Raw genomic sequence first — 15249 nt, 5'->3', positions numbered from 1 at the left:
CGCCGTCGGGTCGCCGGGGCGCGTGGCCCGCACCAGCCGGGAGACATACTGCACGATGTAGGGGCTCACGGCCACCGAGCCGACCAGCTTCTGCAGCCTGAGGATCTCCTTGGCCGACAGGACCTTGGCGATCTCCACCTTCTCGCTCCGCGTCGTAGTGGCCAGGATCCTCTCCTCCTCGTCGGCCGAGGGGTAGTCGACCTTGATGTCGAACATGAAGCGGTCCAACTGCGCCTCGGGCAGCGCGTAGGTGCCTTCCTGCTCAATCGGGTTCTGCGTGGCCATCACCAGAAACAGTGGCGAAAGGTGGTAGGTGCTGCGCCCGACGCTGACCTGGCGCTCGGCCATGGCTTCGAGCAGCGCCGATTGCACCTTGGCCGGGGCGCGGTTGATTTCATCGGCCAGCACCAGGTTGTGAAAGATCGGCCCCTGCTGAAACACGAAGCTGCCGGTTTCCGGGCGATAGATCTCGGTGCCGGTGATATCGGCCGGAAGCAGGTCGGGGGTGAACTGAATGCGGTGGAACTCGGCCTCGATACCTTCGGCCAGTTCCTTGATCGCCTTGGTCTTGGCCAGACCGGGAGCGCCTTCGACCAGCATATGGCCATCGGCGAGCAAGGCAATCAGCAGCCTTTCGATGAGTTTTTCCTGGCCGAGGATCTGACTTGAAAGAAAATGTCGCAGCGCGACAAGCGCTTCACGGTGTTCCATCGTTAAGCTCATCCGGCAAATGTGACCAGCGAGTCTTGAATCTCGCCAGAGTTAAGTGGCAGCCACTTTAATGCAATCGCTGCCTCCTAGACTAACGTTGAACAACAAGGTTGTGGCGAAGGTCATTACTCGCGACTGCCTTGATCGAGTCCCCTGACGAATAACAAGCCAAACGGAGCAAACCCATGGCGTTCTTTACGGCGGCCAGCAAAGCCGATTTTCAGCATCACCTGCAAACGGCGCTGGCGCAGCACGTCAGTGAACAGGCTCTGCCACAAGTAGCCCTGTTCGCCGAGCAATTCTTCGGCATCATCGCCCTCGAGGAGCTGACTCAGCGTCGCCTCTCTGATCTGGTCGGCTGCACCTTGTCGTCCTGGCGGTTGCTGGAGCGTTTTGAACCGGCCAAGCCCGAAGTGCGGGTATTCAACCCCGATTATGAAAAACATGGCTGGCAGTCCACCCACACTGCCGTAGAAATTCTACACAGCGACATTCCGTTCCTGGTCGACTCCGTGCGCATGGAGCTGAACCGTCGCGGTTACAGCATCCACACCCTGCAAAACAGCGTGTTCAGCGTGCGCCGCAACAAGAGCGGCGAGCTGCAGGAAATCCTGCCCAAGGGTGCCCAGGGCAAGGATGTGCAGCAAGAAGCACTGATGTTCCTGGAGATTGACCGCTGCTCCAACGTCGGTGAATTGAAGACCCTGGAAAAAGACCTGCACGAAGTATTCAGCGATGTACGTCTGAGTGTCGCCGACTTCCAGCCGATGAAAGCCAAGGCCAAGGAACTGCTTGCCTGGCTGGATAAAGCCAAGCTCAAGGTTGAAGGCGCCGAGCTGGAAGAGATCAAGGTATTCATGAGCTGGTTGCTCGACGACCACTTCACCTTCCTCGGTTATGAAGAATTCACCGTTGCCGACAGCGCCGGCGGCGGCAGCATGGTCTACGACGAGAAGTCCCTGCTGGGCATGTCCAAACGCCTGCGCAGCGGCCTCAAGACCGATGAGTTGCATATCGAACCGGAGGCGGTGGCCTACCTGCGTGAGCCGCAGCTGCTGTCCTTCGCCAAGGCGGCCGTACCAAGCCGCGTGCACCGTCCGGCGTATCCAGACCTGGTGTCGATCCGCGAACTGGACGCCAAGGGCAAGGTGGTCAAAGAATGCCGTTTTATGGGCCTGTACACCTCGGCGGTGTATGCCGAGAGCGTGTGGAACATTCCGTTTATCCGCCGCAAGGTGGCGGTGATCAAGCAGCGTTCCGGTTTCGACAGCAGCGCGCACCTGGGCAAAGAGCTGGCTCAGGTATTGGAAGTGCTGCCGCGTGACGACCTGTTCCAGACCCCGGTGGACGAACTGTTCAACACCACCATGGCGATCGTGCAGATTCAGGAACGCAACAAGATTCGCGTGTTCCTGCGCCGCGATCCTTATGGACGTTTCTGCTACTGCCTGGCCTATGTGCCGCGTGATGTGTACTCCACCGAAACCCGCATGAAGATCCAGCAGGTGCTGATGGAGCGCCTGCAGGCCACCGATTGCGAGTTCTGGACCTTCTTCTCCGAGTCGGTACTGGCGCGGGTGCAGTTCATCCTCAAGGTTGACCCGAAGAATCGCGTGCAGATCGACCCGCTGCGCCTGGAAAAAGAAGTGATCCAGGCCTGCCGTTCGTGGAAGGACGATTACACCAGCCTGATCGTCGAAAGCCTCGGCGAAGCTCAGGGCACCGAAGTGCTCAGCGAATTCCCCGGCGGCTTCCCGGCCGGCTACCGCGAGCGTTTCGCCCCGCACTCGGCGGTGGTCGACATGCAGCACCTGCTTAGCCTGAACAATGAGCGTCAGCTGGTGATGAGCTTCTACCAGCCGCTGACCCAGGGCGAGCAGCAGCTGCACTGCAAGCTTTACCACGCCGATACGCCACTGCCACTGTCGGACGTGCTGCCGATTCTGGAGAACCTCGGCCTGCGCGTACTGGGCGAGTTCCCTTACAAACTGCGCCGCGCCGATGGCCGCGAGTTCTGGATTCACGACTTCGCCTTCACCTATGCCGAAGGCCTGGATGTCGACATCCAGCAGCTCAACGACACCCTGCAAGGCGCTTTCGTCAATATTGTTGGCGGCGCAGCTGAGAACGACGGCTTCAACCGTCTGGTGCTGATGGCCGCCATGCCATGGCGTGACGTGGCGCTGCTGCGTGCTTACGCCCGCTACCTCAAGCAGATTCGTCTGGGCTTCGACCTCAGCTACATCGCCAGCACCCTGGTCAACCACGCTGATATCGCCAAGGAGCTGGTGCGCCTGTTCAAGACGCGTTTCTACCTGGCGCGCAAGCTCACCGCCGATGATCTGGAAGACAAGCAGCAGAAGCTCGAGCAGGCGATCCTCGCCGCGCTGGACAACGTTGCGGTGCTTAACGAAGACCGCATCCTGCGCCGCTACCTGGACCTGATTAAAGCTACCCTGCGCACCAACTTCTATCAGACCGATGCGGCTGGGCAGAACAAGTCCTACTTCAGCTTCAAACTCAACCCACGGGCGATTCCGGATATTCCACGGCCGACGCCGAAGTTCGAAATCTTTGTCTACTCGCCGCGTGTTGAAGGCGTGCACCTGCGCTTTGGCGACGTGGCCCGTGGCGGCCTGCGTTGGTCGGACCGTGAGGAAGACTTCCGCACCGAGGTGCTGGGCCTGGTCAAGGCGCAGCAGGTGAAGAACGCGGTCATCGTGCCGATGGGCGCCAAGGGCGGCTTTATCCCACGGCGTATGCCGGTCGGCGGCAGCCGTGATGATGTGCTGGCCGAGGGCATTGCCTGCTACCGCATCTTTATCAGCGGTCTGCTGGATATCACCGACAACCTGAAAGACGGCGCCGTGGTGCCACCGCAGAACGTGGTACGCCACGATGGCGACGATCCGTATCTGGTGGTAGCGGCCGACAAAGGCACCGCGACCTTCTCCGATATCGCCAACGGCATTGCTGCTGAATACGGCTTCTGGCTGGACGATGCCTTCGCCTCGGGCGGCTCGGCCGGTTACGACCACAAAGGCATGGGCATCACCGCCAAGGGCGGCTGGGTCTCGGTGCAGCGCCACTTCCGTGAGCGCGGCATCGACGTGCAGAAGGACAACGTCACCGTGATCGGCATTGGCGACATGGCCGGCGACGTATTCGGTAACGGCCTGCTGCTTTCGGAAAGCCTGCAGCTGGTCGCGGCCTTCAACCATATGCACATCTTTATCGACCCGAATCCGGATGCGGCGAAGAGCTTTGTTGAGCGTCAGCGTCTGTTCGATCTGCCGCGCTCCAGCTGGGCCGATTACGACGCCAAGCTGATCTCGGCGGGCGGCGGCATTTTCCTACGTAGCGCCAAGAGCATCGCCATCAGCCCGCAGATGAAAGAGCGCTTCGACATCAGCGCCGACAAGCTGGCGCCTAACGAACTGCTGAACGCCTTGCTCAAGGCACCGGTGGATCTGCTGTGGAACGGCGGTATCGGCACCTACGTCAAATCCAGCAAGGAAAGCCACGCCGATGTTGGCGACAAGGCCAACGACCTATTGCGCGTGGACGGCCGCGAACTGCGCGCCAAGGTGGTGGGTGAGGGCGGTAACCTCGGCATGACCCAGCTGGGCCGCGTCGAGTACGGCCTCAATGGCGGCAAGAGCAACACCGACTTTATCGACAACGCCGGTGGTGTGGACTGCTCCGACCACGAGGTAAACATCAAGATCCTGCTCGGCGAAATCGTCGGCGCGGGCGATATGACCGGCAAGCAGCGCAACAAGTTGCTGGTGGAAATGACCGACGCAGTCGGCGGCCTGGTGTTGGGCAACAACTACAAGCAGACCCAGGCATTGTCGCTGGCCGAGCGCCGCGCCCGTGAGCGGGTCGGTGAGTACAAACGCCTGATGAGCGCCCTGGAAGCGGCCGGCAAGTTGGACCGCGCCCTGGAGTTCCTGCCTACCGATGACGAACTCAACGAGCGCGCCGCCAATGGTCTTGGCTTGACTCGGCCGGAGCTGTCCGTGCTGATTTCCTACAGCAAGATCGACCTCAAGGAATCGCTGCTGAAGTCCCTGGTGCCGGACGACGAGTATTTGGCGCGGGAAATGGAAACCGCCTTCCCGCCGCTGCTGGCGAAGAAGTTCGGTGAACCGATGCGTCGCCATCGCCTCAAGCGCGAAATCGTCAGCACGCAGATCGCCAACGATCTGGTCAACCATATGGGCATCACCTTCGTGCAGCGCCTGAAGGAGTCCACTGGCATGAGCGCGGCGAATGTTGCCGGCGCCTATGTGATCGTGCGTGACCTGTTCCGTCTGCCGCACTGGTGGCAGCAGATCGAGGCGCTGGACTACAAGGTCCCGGCCGAGCTGCAACTGCAGTTGATGGATGAGCTGATGCGCCTGGGCCGCCGTGCTACTCGCTGGTTCCTGCGTAGCCGCCGTAATGATCTGGATGCTGCCCGTGATGTCGCGCATTTCGCGCCGCGCATCGAGGCACTGGTCGGCCGGTTGGACGAACTGCTCGAAGGCCCGGCCCGTGAGCAGTGGCTGGCGCGCTTCCAGGGTTATGTCGAGGCTGGTGTGCCGGAAGAACTGGCGCGCGTGGTCGCCGGTACCAGCCATCTGTACACCTTGTTGCCAATCATCGAGGCGTCGGACGTGACCGGGCAGGAGCCGGCTCGTGTCGCGGCGGCGTACTTTGCCATTGGCGGGTCGTTGGAGCTGTCCTGGTACCTGCAGCAGATCACCAGCCTGCCGGTGGAAAACAACTGGCAAGCGCTGGCCCGTGAAGCCTTCCGCGATGACCTGGACTGGCAGCAACGCGCCATCACCGTGTCGGTACTGCAAATGGCCGAAGGCCCTGCGGATATCGAAGAGCGGGTCGGCGTGTGGCTGGATCAGCACCGCCGTCTGGTGGACCGCTGGAAGGTCATGCTGGGCGAGCTGCGCGCGGCCACCAACACCGATTACGCCATGTATGCTGTGGCGAACCGCGAGTTGATGGACCTGGCGCAAAGCGCCTGATGTGAGAGTGATGGCCCGGAGGCAATTCGGGCCATTGCCAGCAGGTGGTCTGGCTGTAGGTTGGCGCTGAGCGCAGCGAAGCCCAACAGGTGATGGCATGACGTGTTGGGCTTCGTCGCTACGCGCCTCAACGGAACGCCGCCCGACCCAACCTACTCACTACGAAAAACGCCGCGATTCCCATTGGGATCGCGGCGTTTTTTATTTGCCCAGATTAACGGCATTTGGGTAGCCCGGATGCAATCCGGGAGCGGTTTCTATCGTGACGAATCGCCCCGGATTACATCCGGGCTACTCCTCAGTCGTCGAAATCCATCCAGCCACCCATCTCTTTCCAGCGATTGACGATGCCGCAGAACAGCTCGGCAGTCTTCTCGGTGTCGTAACGTGCCGAGTGCGCTTCCTTACCGTCAAAATCGATACCAGCGGCCTGGCAGGCTTTGGCCAATACGGTTTGACCGTACGCCAGACCAGCCAGGGTGGCGGTGTCGAAGCTGGAGAACGGGTGGAACGGGTTGCGCTTGATGCCAGTGCGGTTAACCGCGGCATTAAGGAAGCCCAGGTCAAAGCTGCTGTTGTGGCCGACCAGGATTGCCCGCTTGCAGCTGTTGGCTTTCAGCGACTTGCGCAGGCCACGGAAGATTTCCGTCAGCGCGTGCTCTTCGGTCACTGCCATGCGCAGCGGGTGATCAAGCTTGATGCCGGTGAAGTCCAGCGCCGCTTGTTCGATATTCGCGCCTTCAAACGGCTCGATACGGAAGAACTGGGTGTGCTCCGGGTAGAGGAAGCCGCCTTCGTCCATGCCGATGGTGGTGGCAGCGATTTCCAGCAGGGCATCGGTGGCGCAGTTGAAGCCACCGGTTTCCACGTCCACGACTACCGGCAGGTAGCCACGAAAGCGCGCGGCCATCGGGTGGCGCGGGCCGGAGTGGCTGCCGCTTTCGGCTTCATCGTCGTACAGGTCTTCACTCACGCGTGGTTCTCCAGCAGGCGCCAGCGCAGGGTTTCACCGGCGCGCAGCGGGATAACGGTTTGATCGCCCAGCGGCAGGCTGGCAGGTGCGGTCCAGTCTTCACGCACCAGGGTGATGCTGTCGCTGTTGCGCGGCAGGCCGTAGAAGTCCGGGCCGTTCAGGCTGGCGAAGGCTTCCAGTTTGTCCAGGGCATTGCGCTGCTCGAAGGCCTCGGCATACAGCTCGATGGCCGCATAGGCGGTGTAGCAACCGGCGCAGCCGCAGGCGGCTTCTTTGGCATGCTTGGCGTGCGGGGCAGAGTCGGTGCCGAGGAAGAACTTGGCATTGCCGCTGGTGGCCGCATCCAGCAGGGCTTCCTGGTGGGTGTTGCGCTTGAGAATCGGCAGGCAGTAGAAGTGCGGGCGAATACCGCCAACCAGCATGTGGTTGCGGTTGTACAGCAGGTGGTGGGCGGTGATGGTGGCGCCGACGTTGGCCGAAGCGCCTTGCACAAATTCCACCGCATCGCGGGTGGTGATGTGTTCGAACACCACTTTCAGGGTCGGGAAACGCTCGACCACACGGCTCAGGTGCTCACCGATAAAGATCTTCTCGCGGTCGAATACATCGATCTCGCTGCGTGTCACTTCGCCGTGTACCAGCAGCGGCAGGCCAACTTCGGCCATGGCTTCGAGCACCGGGAAAATCTTGTCGATGCTGGTCACGCCCGAATCGGAGTTGGTGGTCGCACCGGCCGGGTAGAGCTTGGCCGCATGTACAAAGCCCGATGCTTTGGCGGTGCGCACATCTTCAGGTTGGGTCAGGTCAGTGAGGTACAGCACCATCAGCGGCTCGAAGCGGCTGCCGGCAGGGCGGGCGCTAAGAATACGCTGGCGATAGGCATCGGCTTCGCTGGCGTTGCGCACCGGCGGCACCAGGTTGGGCATGATGATGGCGCGGCCGAAGGTGCGGGCTACATCGGCAACGGTATGCGGCAGAACGCCACCGTCGCGCAGGTGGATGTGCCAGTCGTCGGGACGCAGCAGGGTAAGGCGGTCAGTCATGGAAGCTTCCAGGCGGGCAAAACGTGGCGAGAATGCTACCGGAAAAGCCCCGTGGCAGCACGTTGAAAGCGGGCGCGACAGGTAAAGCTGACTGAAGGCCGGGTTGTGCTGTGGCCCGACTTGCATAAGCGGCATAAAGCGCTGCTCAAGTTTTCCGCCGTGGCACCGATAGACAGAGGGTAAGCCGTATTCCCTGGAGTCTGTCGTGCGACCCTACCCACTCGCGGTGCTTTGCCTGCTGGCAAGCCAGCCCGTCCTAGCCATCAGCTTCCAGACGCGTCTGGAGAAGATCGAGTGGCAGGTCGAAGGTGATCAGTTCGAGTGCCGTTTGTCGCAACCCATCACCGATTTTGGCTCCGGAGTGTTTGTACGCCGGGCTGGCGAGCAGGTCACCTTCAGCCTGAAAGCCCGTGAGCGCTGGCTGGGTGCCGGGAATGCCACCTTACTGGCGGCGGCTGCGCCCTGGCAGCCGGGGCGCGGTGATATCAACCTGGGTTCGGTCAGCGTGGTGCCCGCCGAGGTGCTGTTCAACAGTTCCCAGGAGCAGGGCACGCGCTTACTCACTGGCCTGTTGGAAGGGCGCAGCCCCGTGGTGCGCCATCGTGCGGCGATGGGCGGTGATGCGGTTGAAGTGCGCTTGCTGCCGGCCAAATTCAACAAGGCCTATAACGAGTACCTGGATTGCACGGCCAAACTGCTGCCGGTGAATTTCGATCAGGTGCGCAAAAGCCAGGTCGGTTTTCCGGGTGGCGGTATCGACCTGGAACCGCTGGCCCAGGCCAAGCTGGATATTATCCTCAGCTTTCTCAAGGCCGACCCTAGCGTCAATCGCATTCAGCTCGATGGTCATGCTGACAATGGCGGCAATCGTCTGACCAACCGCGATCTGTCGCGCCGCCGCGCGCTGGCCGTGATGGAATATCTCAAAGCCAACGGCATTCCCGCCGAGCAGATCACCATGCGTTTTCATGGTGAGCGCTACCCGGTGGCGCCGAACAACAATGAAGCCAATCGGGCAAAGAATCGTCGGGTAACCATTCTCCTCGACCGGGTGCCGGAAGCTGCAGTGCCGCCTGCACCTGCTCCAGCGCCTGAGGCGACTGATCCTGCGGCCACCTCCTAGCGCCGGCTATTGGTCTGTTGTCCAACAATTATCCGTCGCTTGGTCGTCACAAGCTGTCGCGCCTCTGTAAATCAGGCGGCATGGGCAGTAGAATCGTCGGTTTTCCCGCACAACCCCGTGGAGTTGATGGCATGGCCGACGTAAACAAGGTAGTCCTGGCATATTCCGGTGGCCTGGACACTTCCGTGATCCTCAAGTGGCTGCAAGATACCTATAACTGCGAAGTGGTGACCTTCACCGCGGATCTCGGCCAGGGTGAGGAAGTCGAGCCGGCACGCGCCAAGGCTCAGGCCATGGGCGTTAAGGAAATCTACATCGACGACCTGCGCGAAGAATTCGTCCGCGATTTCGTCTACCCGATGTTCCGCGACAACACCGTCTACGAAGGCGAATACCTGCTGGGTACCTCGATTGCCCGTCCGCTGATCGCCAAGCGCCTGATCGAAATCGCCAATGAAACCGGCGCAGACGCCATTTCCCACGGCGCCACCGGCAAAGGTAACGACCAGGTGCGTTTCGAACTGGGCGCCTATGCGCTCAAGCCAGGCGTGAAAGTGATTGCCCCTTGGCGCGAGTGGGACCTGCTGTCGCGCGAGAAGCTGATGGACTACGCCGAGAAGCACGCCATCCCGATCGAGCGTCACGGCAAGAAGAAATCGCCTTATTCCATGGATGCCAACCTGCTGCACATCTCCTATGAAGGCGGCGTGCTGGAAGACACCTGGACCGAGCACGAAGAAGACATGTGGAAATGGACTGTCTCCCCCGAGGCCGCGCCAGACGCACCGACCTATATCGAGCTGACCTACCGCAAGGGCGACATCGTTGCCATCGACGGCAAGGACATGAGCCCGGCCACCGTGCTGGCTGAACTGAACCGCATCGGCGGCGAGAACGGCATCGGCCGTCTGGATATCGTCGAAAACCGTTTTGTCGGTATGAAGTCCCGTGGCTGCTACGAGACCCCCGGCGGCACCATCATGCTTAAGGGCCACCGTGCCATTGAGTCGATTACCCTGGACCGCGAAGTCGCTCACCTGAAAGACGAGCTGATGCCGAAATACGCCAGCCTGATCTACAACGGTTTCTGGTGGAGCCCTGAGCGTCTGATGCTGCAACAGATGATCGACGCCTCCCAGGCCAACGTGAATGGCGTGGTACGCATGAAGCTGTACAAAGGCAACGTGATTATCACCGGTCGTAAGTCTGATGATTCGCTGTTCGACGCCAATATCGCCACCTTCGAAGAAGATGGCGGCGCCTACAACCAGGCCGACGCTGGCGGCTTTATCAAGCTCAACGCTCTGCGCATGCGCATCGCGGCGGGCAAAGGGCGCAAGATGCTCTGATAGACTGGAGCACCTGAGCCACACCAAGCCCCGGCCATAAGCCGGGGTTTGCATTTATAAGCCCGCAAGATGGGCAACGATGAGGAGATACCTGATGAGACTGCTGCACACCATGCTGCGCGTCGGCGATATGGATAAATCCATCGTGTTCTACACCGAAGTGCTGGGCATGACCCTGCTACGTCGCAAGGATTATCCAGAAGGGCAGTTCACCCTGGCCTTCGTCGGTTACGGCGATGAGGCGCACAACAGCGTGATCGAGCTGACCCATAACTGGGGTGTGGAGAGCTACGAGCTGGGCACGGGTTACGGCCATATCGCCCTGGAAGTAGCCGATGTGTACAAGGCCTGCGAAGACATTCGCACCCGCGGCGGCAAGATCACCCGCGAGCCAGGCCCGATGAAGCATGGCACCAGTATCCTGGCGTTTGTCGAAGACCCGGACGGCTACAAAATCGAGCTGTTGTCGCCATCACGCGCCGACTGATAGCTGCTATCTTTGTAAGTAATGGCTTACAAGGCGAATGGCCAATCTACCCGGCCAGACGAGGTGTTCCATGACCAGCGGAAACTATGCAAAGCGGCTGATTCGGGCCGTGCAGGAGTTGTCCATGGCAAGGGATATGGATGCTGTTGCCGAGGTGGTGCGCCACGCCGCACGTGAATTGGTGGGAGCCGATGGCGCCACCTTTGTTCTGCGTGATGGCGAGCAGTGTTTTTACCGCGATGAAGATGCCATCTGTCCGTTATGGAAAGGTCAGCGTTTTCCCCTGCAGGCCTGCATCAGCGGTTGGGCCATGCTCAACCGGCAGGCGACGGTGATCGAAGACATCTACCTGGATGATCGGATTCCCCACGCCGCCTATCGACCCACCTTCGTCAAAAGCCTGGTCATGGTGCCGATCCGCACCCTGGAGCCTATCGGCGCAATTGGCACCTATTGGGCCAGCCAGTACCGCGCCACGGCCGATCAGGTCGAGATGCTGCAAGCCCTGGCCGATGCCACCTCGGTGGCCCTGGAGAATGTTCAGGTGTATGCCGAGCTGGAGCGGCGGGTCGAGGAGCGTACGGCGCAACTGGCGCAGGCCAACCAGCTGCTGCAGGACGAGGTGGCCGAGCGTCTGCGCGCCGAGCAGTTGGTGCGGCAGATGTCGCTGACCGATGAACTGACCGGTTTGTACAACCGCCGGGGCTTCCTGCTGCTGGCTGAGCGCGAGCTGCAGGTCGCGCGCAGGCGGCGGGGGCGCAGCCTGCTGCTGTATGTCGATCTGGACTACCTGAAGCTGGCCAACGACCGTTTCGGTCATGCTGCCGGCGATGGCATGTTGGTCGACGCAGCCGATTTGCTCAAATCGTTGTTTCGCACCACCGATGTGGTGGCGCGGATTGGCGGCGACGAGTTCGTGGTGCTGGCCAGCCATTACAGCACCAGTGAAGAAGTGCTGACGCGGTTGGACAAAGCCTTGCAGACCTTCCGTCAGCGCACGGGGCGGCCATTGTCGTTAAGCGTGGGCACGGCGGAGTCGTCGTTGCAGGCTGATCAAAGCCTGGAGCAGTTGCTGACTCAGGCGGATGCTGCGATGTATGCCAACAAGTGTTCACGACGCAGCTTGCAGGCTGTTTGCTGATCAACAAAAAGCCCCGCAGTGTAGCGGGGCTTTTTGTTGCTGGCGGCGTTAGAGGTCGAAGTCGTATTCGGCCAATTGCTTGTGCAGGCGGCGCTCTTCGAGGAAGTTGTCGATGATGCGGCGCTTGGTCAGGTTGGTCTTGGCAACCTCTACCGGTGCTTCGGCTTCATCCGCTTCTTCGGCAACAAAATCTTCGTCGAGCTCAAGTTCTTCTTTATCAGTGCTCATCAAATCCGCTCCAGGCTACTAGGGCCATTTGCGCACCTTATAGCGGCAAAACCTGAGCGGGTAAAAAAGATTTTTTCAATCAGCTTATTGAGCGGCTGAATAGCGGCTCAATCGTCGGAGGTTTTCTGTTTGTATTCGCACAGGTCTTCGATGCGGCAGCTGCCGCAGCGTGGCTTGCGCGCCTGGCACACATAGCGGCCGTGGAGGATCAGCCAGTGGTGTGAATCGAGAAGAAATTCCTTGGGCACGAACTTCATCAGCTTCTTTTCCACTTCCACGACATTCTTGCCCGGGGCGATACCGGTGCGGTTGCTGACGCGGAAGATATGCGTGTCCACCGCCATCGTGAGCTGGCGAAACGCGGTGTTGAGCACCACGTTAGCGGTCTTGCGCCCGACCCCAGGCAGGGCTTCAAGGTCTTCGCGATTGTCCGGTACCTGACTGCCATGCTTCTCGATCAGGATGCGGCAGGCCTCGATAACGTTCTTTGCCTTGCTGTTGTACAGGCCGATGGTCTTGATATACGCGCTCAACCCCTCGACGCCTAGGGCGTAGATCGCTTCCGGGGTGTTGGCTACCGGGAACAATTTGGCCGTGGCCTTGTTGACGCTGACGTCGGTGGCCTGGGCGGACAGTGTGACTGCTACCAAAAGCTCGAACGGCGTGCTGTAGGCCAGCTCGGTCTTTGGTTCGGGGTTGTCTTCATGCAGGCGGCGGAAGATTTCGTAGCGTTTGGCTGCGTTCACTCAATCACTCCGGTCACCCGTACGCGGCGGCTTTGCACTGGGGTATCGACCTGCTGCGCCTTGGCCCGTTCGGCCAGCACTTCGTCCACACGGTTTTTGCAGGCGATCAGCAGGCCCAGCACGATAAAGGCGCCTGGCGGCAGGATGGCCAGCAGGAAGCCCTTGTACTCGGGGATCAACGTCAGCTGCCAGTTGGTGGCGATAGGGCCGAACAGCAGGTGCATATTGGCGAACACTGCGCCGGTGCCGAACAGCTCGCGCAGGGCGCCGATCATCACCAGCACCACGCCAAAGCCCAGGCCCATCATCAGGCCGTCATAGGCGGCGCGGGCCGGGTCGTTCTTCGCTGCGAAGCCGTCAGCGCGGCCGAGGATCACGCAGTTGGTGGTGATCAAAGGAATGAAGATGCCGAGAATCTGGTACAGCTCGTAGGTGAAGGCCTGCATCAGCAGTTCGATGCAGGTGGTCAGGGCGGCGATGATCATCACAAAGGCCGGCAACCGCACTGCTGTGTTGACCACGCCGCGTACCAGCGAAACTGCGGTGTTGGAGCACACCAGCACCACGGCGCTGGCCAGGGCCAGGCCGAGGGCGTTGACCGCCGAGTTGCTTACCCCGAGCAGCGGGCAGAGGCCGAGTAGTTGCACCAGCGCGGGGTTGTTCTTCCACAGGCCGTTAAGGGTGATTTCGCGGTAGCTGGGACTAGCCATTGGACTTCACCTGGGCTGCGAACAGCTGCTCTTGATTGGCATCGAAATACTGCAGGGCCTTATGCACGGCCTTGACCACCGCGCGCGGGGTGATGGTGGCGCCGGCAAACTGGTCGAATTCGCCGCGATCTTTCTTCACCGCCCAGCCATCCTCGTCGGGATTGCTCAATGACTTGCCGTCGAAGCTGCGAATCCATGCGCTCTTGGCCAGCTCGATCTTGTCGCCCAGACCGGGGGTTTCCCTGTGGCCGAGTACACGCACGCCTGCCAGGCGGCCATCGGCGTGGATGCCGATCAGCAAATGGATCGCGCCGCTGTAACCGTCCGGCGCGGTGGCACGCAGGATCACCGCGCTGGGTTTGCCGTCTTTCAGGGCGATATAGGCGGTCTGTGGCGATTTACTGCCGAGCAGCGGATCGTGCAGCTGGATGCTGTTATCCAGCAGGTGGTTGTCGTAGCTGTTCTGGGGCAGAATTTCGCTCAGGGCGCGCACCTGGGCTTCGCGCTCCGCGTTGGCAATGCGCCCGGCAGTGGCTTGTTGCAGTACGGCCACCAGGCCCACGGTGACAATGGCGAACAGCCCGAGCACCAGGGCGTTTTTCAACATCGAGCGGCTAATTTCAGGCAGGGCCACGGTTACTCTCCCAACTTGAAGCCGCGTGTCGGCTTACGGTGGCCGTAGGTGCGCGGCCGCGTGTAGTAGTCGATGGTCGGTGCCGCCAGGTTCATCAGTAGCACGGCGAAGGCCACGCCGTCCGGGTAACCGCCCCAGGCGCGAATCACATACACCAGCACGCCAACGCCTATGCCGAAAATCAGCCGGCCGAGGTTACTGGTGGCGCCACTGACCGGATCGGTGACGATAAAGAAGGCGCCGAGCATGGTCGCGCCGGTCAGCAGGTGAAACAGCGGCGAGCCGTGGGAGTCCGAGCCCGAGCCGTTCCAGAACAGCAGGCTCATCAGCGCCAGGGCGGCGAGCATGCCAACCGGTGCATGCCAGGTGAACAGGCGCTTGTGCAGCAGGTACAGGCCGCCGGCGAGGAAGGCCAGATTGACCGCCTCGGTGGCGGCGCCGCCGAGATAGCCAAACGCGGGGTTCTGCGCCCACAGCTCGTCGATGGTCAGGCTCTTATTAACCTTCAGTGCGTCCAGCGCAGTGGCCTGGGCCCAGCCGTCAGGCAGGCTGGCGATCCCGAGAATCTGTTGCAGCCCTTCGAGCAGGCCGACCGTATGCGGGGCTGGCCAGCTGGTCATCTCCACCGGGAAGGAAATCAGCACCACCACATAGCCGAGCATGGCCGGGTTGAACGGGTTCTGCCCGAGGCCGCCATACAGCTGCTTGCCAAACAGCACAGCAAAACCGATGGCCACTAGCGTCAGCCACCAAGGCGAATAGGGCGGCAGCGCCAGGGCCAGGAGCACAGCGGTGACCAGTACGCTGTAGTCCTTGAGGAAGAACAGCACCGGGCGCTTGCGCAGCGCCAGGATAGCCGCTTCAAAACCCAGTGCGCAGGCGCTGGCCCACAGCAGGTTTATCAGGGTGCCGGCGCCGAACAGCCAGGTCAGGGCGAGAATGCCCGGCACCGTAGCCAGCAGCACCTGCAGCATCACTTGCTGGGTGCGGTTGCTGCCCTTGGCATGGGGCGATGTGATACGGGGCAGGGCCATTGGCACTCCGGTTGTTGCTTGGGTTGGCTACACAGGGCTGTTA

Annotated in this window: 13 protein-coding genes; 5 read left to right on the top strand and 8 right to left on the bottom strand. The window is 61.1% G+C overall.

Going from position 1 to position 15249, the window contains the following annotated elements; all coding sequences use genetic code 11:
• Window positions 1–711, bottom strand: a 711-nt coding sequence (locus tag Q8O69_RS02295) for a MoxR family ATPase (protein ID WP_305589287.1), incomplete at its 3' end; no start/stop codon positions are given.
• Window positions 712–896: 185 nt separating this feature from the next.
• Here Q8O69_RS02295 and Q8O69_RS02290 point away from each other — a divergent pair.
• A complete protein-coding gene (locus tag Q8O69_RS02290; protein WP_305589286.1) occupies window positions 897–5738 on the top strand; it encodes an NAD-glutamate dehydrogenase in 4842 nt (1613 codons plus the stop codon).
• Window positions 5739–6036: 298 nt separating this feature from the next.
• On the opposite strand, the gene rnt is transcribed toward Q8O69_RS02290, so the two are convergent.
• Both rnt and pyrC read right to left on the bottom strand, forming a co-directional pair.
• Complete coding sequence (rnt, locus tag Q8O69_RS02285; RefSeq protein WP_305589285.1) at window positions 6037–6711, bottom strand: ribonuclease T; 675 nt, start codon at window positions 6709–6711, stop codon at window positions 6037–6039.
• Window positions 6708–7754: a dihydroorotase gene (gene pyrC / locus Q8O69_RS02280; RefSeq protein ID WP_305589284.1), complete on the bottom strand. Its 1047-nt coding sequence runs from the start codon at window positions 7752–7754 to the stop codon at window positions 6708–6710. Before pyrC ends, rnt begins: the two co-directional genes overlap by 4 nt.
• A 205-nt stretch (window positions 7755–7959) precedes the next feature.
• Between pyrC and Q8O69_RS02275 the strand changes: the two genes are divergently transcribed.
• The 4 genes from Q8O69_RS02275 (at window position 7960) to Q8O69_RS02260 (ending at window position 11854) form a co-directional block, all read left to right on the top strand.
• Window positions 7960–8877 carry an OmpA family protein gene (locus Q8O69_RS02275; protein ID WP_275963155.1) on the top strand — a complete coding sequence of 306 codons (918 nt, stop codon included), beginning with the start codon at window positions 7960–7962 and terminating at the stop codon, window positions 8875–8877.
• 131 nt (window positions 8878–9008) lie between these two features.
• Window positions 9009–10226: an argininosuccinate synthase gene (locus tag Q8O69_RS02270; protein WP_305589283.1), complete on the top strand. Its 1218-nt coding sequence runs from the start codon at window positions 9009–9011 to the stop codon at window positions 10224–10226.
• Window positions 10227–10320: 94 nt separating this feature from the next.
• The gene (gene gloA, locus Q8O69_RS02265; protein WP_305589282.1) at window positions 10321–10713 is read left to right on the top strand and encodes a lactoylglutathione lyase; all 393 of its coding nucleotides are present in this window, start codon (window positions 10321–10323) and stop codon (window positions 10711–10713) included.
• A 124-nt stretch (window positions 10714–10837) separates the two neighbouring features.
• Window positions 10838–11854 carry a GGDEF domain-containing protein gene (locus Q8O69_RS02260; RefSeq protein ID WP_305589281.1) on the top strand — a complete coding sequence of 339 codons (1017 nt, stop codon included), beginning with the start codon at window positions 10838–10840 and terminating at the stop codon, window positions 11852–11854.
• Between the two features lie 48 nt (window positions 11855–11902).
• Here Q8O69_RS02260 and Q8O69_RS02255 read toward each other — a convergent pair whose 3' ends face one another.
• The 5 genes from Q8O69_RS02255 to Q8O69_RS02235 all read right to left on the bottom strand — a co-directional run bounded on the left by Q8O69_RS02255 (window position 11903) and on the right by Q8O69_RS02235 (window position 15206).
• A complete protein-coding gene (locus Q8O69_RS02255; protein WP_275963158.1) occupies window positions 11903–12082 on the bottom strand; it encodes a PA3496 family putative envelope integrity protein in 180 nt (59 codons plus the stop codon).
• A 107-nt stretch (window positions 12083–12189) separates the two neighbouring features.
• Window positions 12190–12828: an endonuclease III gene (nth, locus tag Q8O69_RS02250; RefSeq protein ID WP_305589280.1), complete on the bottom strand. Its 639-nt coding sequence runs from the start codon at window positions 12826–12828 to the stop codon at window positions 12190–12192.
• Window positions 12825–13538 carry an electron transport complex subunit E gene (locus Q8O69_RS02245; RefSeq protein WP_275963160.1) on the bottom strand — a complete coding sequence of 238 codons (714 nt, stop codon included), beginning with the start codon at window positions 13536–13538 and terminating at the stop codon, window positions 12825–12827. The genes nth and Q8O69_RS02245 overlap by 4 nt, the downstream gene beginning before the upstream one ends.
• On the bottom strand, window positions 13531–14145 hold the full coding sequence (gene rsxG / locus Q8O69_RS02240; protein ID WP_305589289.1) for an electron transport complex subunit RsxG: 615 nt from the start codon (window positions 14143–14145) through the stop codon (window positions 13531–13533). Before rsxG ends, Q8O69_RS02245 begins: the two co-directional genes overlap by 8 nt.
• Before the next feature lie 29 nt (window positions 14146–14174).
• Window positions 14175–15206, bottom strand: a complete 1032-nt coding sequence (locus Q8O69_RS02235) for an RnfABCDGE type electron transport complex subunit D (protein WP_305589278.1) — start codon at window positions 15204–15206, stop codon at window positions 14175–14177.
• Window positions 15207–15249: the final 43 nt, after the last annotated feature.

The organism is Pseudomonas sp. (assembly GCF_030690725.1).
Lineage (GTDB): Bacteria > Pseudomonadota > Gammaproteobacteria > Pseudomonadales > Pseudomonadaceae > Aquipseudomonas.
The sequence above is the reverse complement of the archived record's forward strand: the minus strand, read 5'-3'. Positions and strand labels throughout refer to the sequence as shown.

What these genes read in the sequence shown, in the direction of transcription:
- Q8O69_RS02290 (WP_305589286.1), top strand. Translation starts at nt 897, where the DNA reads ATGGCGTTCTTTACGGCGGCCAGCAAAGCCGATTTTCAGCATCACCTG.
- pyrC (WP_305589284.1), bottom strand. Translation starts at nt 7,754, where the DNA reads ATGACTGACCGCCTTACCCTGCTGCGTCCCGACGACTGGCACATCCAC.
- Q8O69_RS02270 (WP_305589283.1), top strand. Translation starts at nt 9,009, where the DNA reads ATGGCCGACGTAAACAAGGTAGTCCTGGCATATTCCGGTGGCCTGGAC.
- gloA (WP_305589282.1), top strand. Translation starts at nt 10,321, where the DNA reads ATGAGACTGCTGCACACCATGCTGCGCGTCGGCGATATGGATAAATCC.
- Q8O69_RS02260 (WP_305589281.1), top strand. Translation starts at nt 10,838, where the DNA reads ATGGCAAGGGATATGGATGCTGTTGCCGAGGTGGTGCGCCACGCCGCA.
- Q8O69_RS02255 (WP_275963158.1), bottom strand. Translation starts at nt 12,082, where the DNA reads ATGAGCACTGATAAAGAAGAACTTGAGCTCGACGAAGATTTTGTTGCC.
- Q8O69_RS02245 (WP_275963160.1), bottom strand. Translation starts at nt 13,538, where the DNA reads ATGGCTAGTCCCAGCTACCGCGAAATCACCCTTAACGGCCTGTGGAAG.
- rsxG (WP_305589289.1), bottom strand. Translation starts at nt 14,145, where the DNA reads ATGTTGAAAAACGCCCTGGTGCTCGGGCTGTTCGCCATTGTCACCGTG.
- Q8O69_RS02235 (WP_305589278.1), bottom strand. Translation starts at nt 15,206, where the DNA reads ATGGCCCTGCCCCGTATCACATCGCCCCATGCCAAGGGCAGCAACCGC.